Origin of the sequence: Flavobacterium sp., from assembly GCF_044368625.1 — a bacterium.
GTDB lineage: Bacteria > Bacteroidota > Bacteroidia > Flavobacteriales > Flavobacteriaceae > Flavobacterium.
Genome location: NZ_JBIPPD010000347.1, coordinates 1 through 3,188 on the forward strand (window position 1 = coordinate 1; position 3,188 = coordinate 3,188).

Genomic DNA, 3,188 nt, shown 5'->3' on the forward strand with positions numbered 1-3,188 from the left:
ACATTGGCGCGGTAGCGCAGAGCTTAACCTGAATATCTGGTGTAAGTTTTCGGAGACCAACATCTGATGCCTATGTGATGCCTATGCCGTGAGCAGGTGGCAACGTCAGAAAGCTGCTTCCGAAACGATCTGAGAAGGTCATTGATTTGTAAGGAAAAATTTGGTGGACGCACTAGGGCTCGAACCTAGGACCCGCTGATTAAGAGACCGAGGCTCAGCCGTTCAGGTATGGATAACGTCAGCTAAAAAATCTCACGATAACAACATAATATCGTGACTATATGTGTATTTTCGTGTAGGAGTGTTCTTGAATAGTCAAGGGAATTTGTTCCCACGGCTGTTCCCATGGGAACAATGCTATGAAGTTTACGACGAAGTCGGTTGACGCAATAAAGCCAAATCTAAAGCAGCAAGAGATACCCGACGCTGCGATGCCCGGGCTCTATCTTCGAGTGATGCCATCCGGGGTCAAATCGTGGACCCTTCGCTATCGTTCGGATGGGTTCCATCGGCGTTACACGATTGGCAAGTATCCAAAGGTGTCGTTAGCCGAAGCTCGCAAGATGGCTGGTGAAATGACTGTAGCAATTGAGAGGGGTCACGATCCACAAGCGGACAAGGCGTCTCGCTACACTGTTCTGCCGAAGAACCTGAAGGATGCGGTGAAGGTTTACATCGATGCTTACGCGAAGGTGCGCACTGTGCGTTGGGAGGACACCTTGCGTATGTTTGAACGGCACGTTTTCCCGGAGTGGGGCAACCGACCAATCGACACGATCAAACGGCGTGACGTGGTGAGGCTGATCGAAAAAGTGCACCAGCAGGCACCTATCCGATCTAACCGCGTGCTGGCTGCTGTAAGACATTTTTTTAACTGGTGCGTTTCGCGTGACGCTCTCGACTACAGTCCTGTGATGGGTGTGAAAGCGCTGGCTAAGGAAAACAAACGGGAACGTTTTTTGGACGACGGCGAGTTAGCGTTGCTGCTGCCGGTTCTTTGTTCCCTGAACAGTCGCTTCGCAGAAGCATTTAAGTTGTTACTCTACACAGGCACGCGACGGTCTGAGGTTTTCGGGATGTCGTGGGATGAGATTGATTTCGACAAAGCGGTTTGGATTATCCCTCGAGAGCGCACTAAGAAACAAAATTTGCCTCATTTGGTGCCTTTGAGCGCTCCCGCTCTCTCGATATTGCGCAGGCTGTGGGCAGAGCGCACCAGCAACCTTGTCTTCCCCTCAACCAACGGTTCTGGGCGCCCAATGAGCGGAATATCAAAAGCGAAGAAAGCCCTTGATGCGGCTATAGTTGCAGCATTGCTCGAGGCAAATGGGGGGACGGGTGACGTTCATCCGCTCAAGCCTTGGAGGATCCACGATATACGCCGCACCGTGGCTACGGGCCTTCAGCGTCTTGGCGCTCGACTTGAGGTCACGGAAGGGGTGTTGCATCATATCAGTGGTTCGCGTGGAGGCATCGCCGGCGTGTATCAGCAGCACGATTGGGCGGACGAGAAAAGGGCGGTGCTTTCATTATGGGAAGCCCATTTAGATCTATTGCTGAAGCAGGGCGAACAGAAACTGTATGGTGGTTTAGGTAATGCTAACCTGACGCATTGAAGTTTCCTGTGGATAAATATTCATCAGTATCAATCTAGTGATACTGATAGACAAGGACGATGCATTTTTTGTCTTTGGTGTCCTTGTTTGCGTCTTTTTGTGATCATATGATCCCTCTCACCTGATAACAACTGTAACCGTGAGGTGATATGATGCAAATTCTATTTGGTGTTAATTCAACGGCTGCAAAGCTGGGGGTCTCACGTTCGACCCTCTACAATGTAAAGCGGGCTGGGTTGATCACTGCGATTAAGCAGGGCAAGCTAACCATGTTCCACGATGATGAAATTCAGCGGTACATTAGCAGTCTTCCTGCTGCGAAGAAGAAAGTTTCGTAAACCTTAAGAGATTTGATTTGAGCTTGGCAGTCGTCGGTTAACGGCAGGGCTGCCGAGGTATGGGCTACTGTGGGAAGCGACCATAGCCCAAGCGCAGTCCTGAGAGTGAAAGCGCGGTCGCCGGTGGAGCGTCATCCATCGCAAGTAGTCACTCATGTTGGTGCGGACGCTAGCGCACTAACCCCTCAATCGGCGCCGGCTCGGTAGTGCAGGTGTAGCGAGGCGGGGCGGACCTCCCTTGGCTCGATAGCCGGGGAGGTCGTCCTGTGCCCTCTGCTCGAACACCTCTCTATAGTGCAGCCTCTTCAGCGGGCATTTTATATGATGTGGTTTTCTCCGTTGGCTTCAGCCACCAAGTTCGCTTCAGCGGTTCGTCAAGATCCGGACATGGTGTTCGTATCGCATGAGCATAAACGTATGGCACTGACGGTTTCATCTGCCGCGGAGATCGACGGCAACATGGCGGTGTTTGGTCCAGATAACAGCTGGCGGGTCAATGTTTCAAAGCAGGGCCGCCGCATCGTACCGGTGCAACTGAAGGTTCGTAGCTGCAAGAAGCAGGTGGACCTAAATACACGCCTGCGGATGAACAGCCGTTGAGATTGTCATAAAAGTGATTTCGGCCAAGAACGCATCAAATGCCTGAAATCGCATCCGCCTTCCCATTATAAAAAATAGCACCCCTCTTTCTCGATAAGAGAGAAGCAATAATTCGTGGCCAGATGCCTCAACCACGCATCGCACCATTGCGATGAGCTGCATATTGCTTGCGTAATGCAAACTTGCTTTCCGTCCATTCATGAGTGCATACGCGAACTGTTGCGGTGAGAGCCGGAATGAGGCGTGGAAACCTCAGAAACGAAGCCCCGGTCACGATTTCTTGGCCGGTAGGCGGGCGCGTATGTCCAAGGCCTTCCGGCCCAAAGGCGTCCGCGCCTTGCGCTTCGTCAGGGTTTCCAACTACCGGCTTGGAAGACGCCTCCATAGAAAGGGGCGCTTGCCCCAGATTTTTGAGGGGCGCAGCAATGTCAGAGCCAGCAATCAGAGAAATTAGTCTTCAACCGAACCCAGACCCCGAACGACGGCGCTACGCCCGTGTTATCGCAATGGTCTCGGAACTGCACAAGGCTGGCTATCAGCACATTCGCCTCTTCCCATCTCTTTCTCCAAACGGCAGTTTTTGGCGGGCGGATATCACATTTGCAGAGAACACCGACGCTAAGGGGCTCCCTAT

The 3,188-nt window shown here is 52.2% G+C and carries 4 protein-coding genes; all 4 read left to right on the forward strand.

Translation table 11 applies throughout. The annotated features are described in order from the left end of the window. The first annotated feature begins 359 nt into the window (after positions 1–359). The gene (locus ACIQ2X_RS16155) at positions 360–1,616 is read left to right on the forward strand and encodes a tyrosine-type recombinase/integrase (RefSeq protein WP_396180017.1); all 1,257 of its coding nucleotides are present in this window, start codon (positions 360–362) and stop codon (positions 1,614–1,616) included. A 152-nt stretch (positions 1,617–1,768) separates the two neighbouring features. Further along, the gene (locus ACIQ2X_RS16160) at positions 1,769–1,954 is read left to right on the forward strand and encodes a helix-turn-helix domain-containing protein (RefSeq protein ID WP_396180020.1); all 186 of its coding nucleotides are present in this window, start codon (positions 1,769–1,771) and stop codon (positions 1,952–1,954) included. 321 nt (positions 1,955–2,275) lie between these two features. Beyond that, a complete protein-coding gene (locus tag ACIQ2X_RS16165) occupies positions 2,276–2,554 on the forward strand; it encodes a hypothetical protein (protein ID WP_396180018.1) in 279 nt (92 codons plus the stop codon). Between the two features lie 368 nt (positions 2,555–2,922). Next, positions 2,923–3,188: hypothetical protein (locus tag ACIQ2X_RS16170; protein ID WP_396180019.1), on the forward strand; the 266-nt coding region annotated here is incomplete at its 3' end.

What these genes read in the sequence shown, in the direction of transcription:
- ACIQ2X_RS16155 (WP_396180017.1), top strand. Translation starts at nt 360, where the DNA reads ATGAAGTTTACGACGAAGTCGGTTGACGCAATAAAGCCAAATCTAAAG.
- ACIQ2X_RS16160 (WP_396180020.1), top strand. Translation starts at nt 1,769, where the DNA reads ATGCAAATTCTATTTGGTGTTAATTCAACGGCTGCAAAGCTGGGGGTC.
- ACIQ2X_RS16165 (WP_396180018.1), top strand. Translation starts at nt 2,276, where the DNA reads ATGATGTGGTTTTCTCCGTTGGCTTCAGCCACCAAGTTCGCTTCAGCG.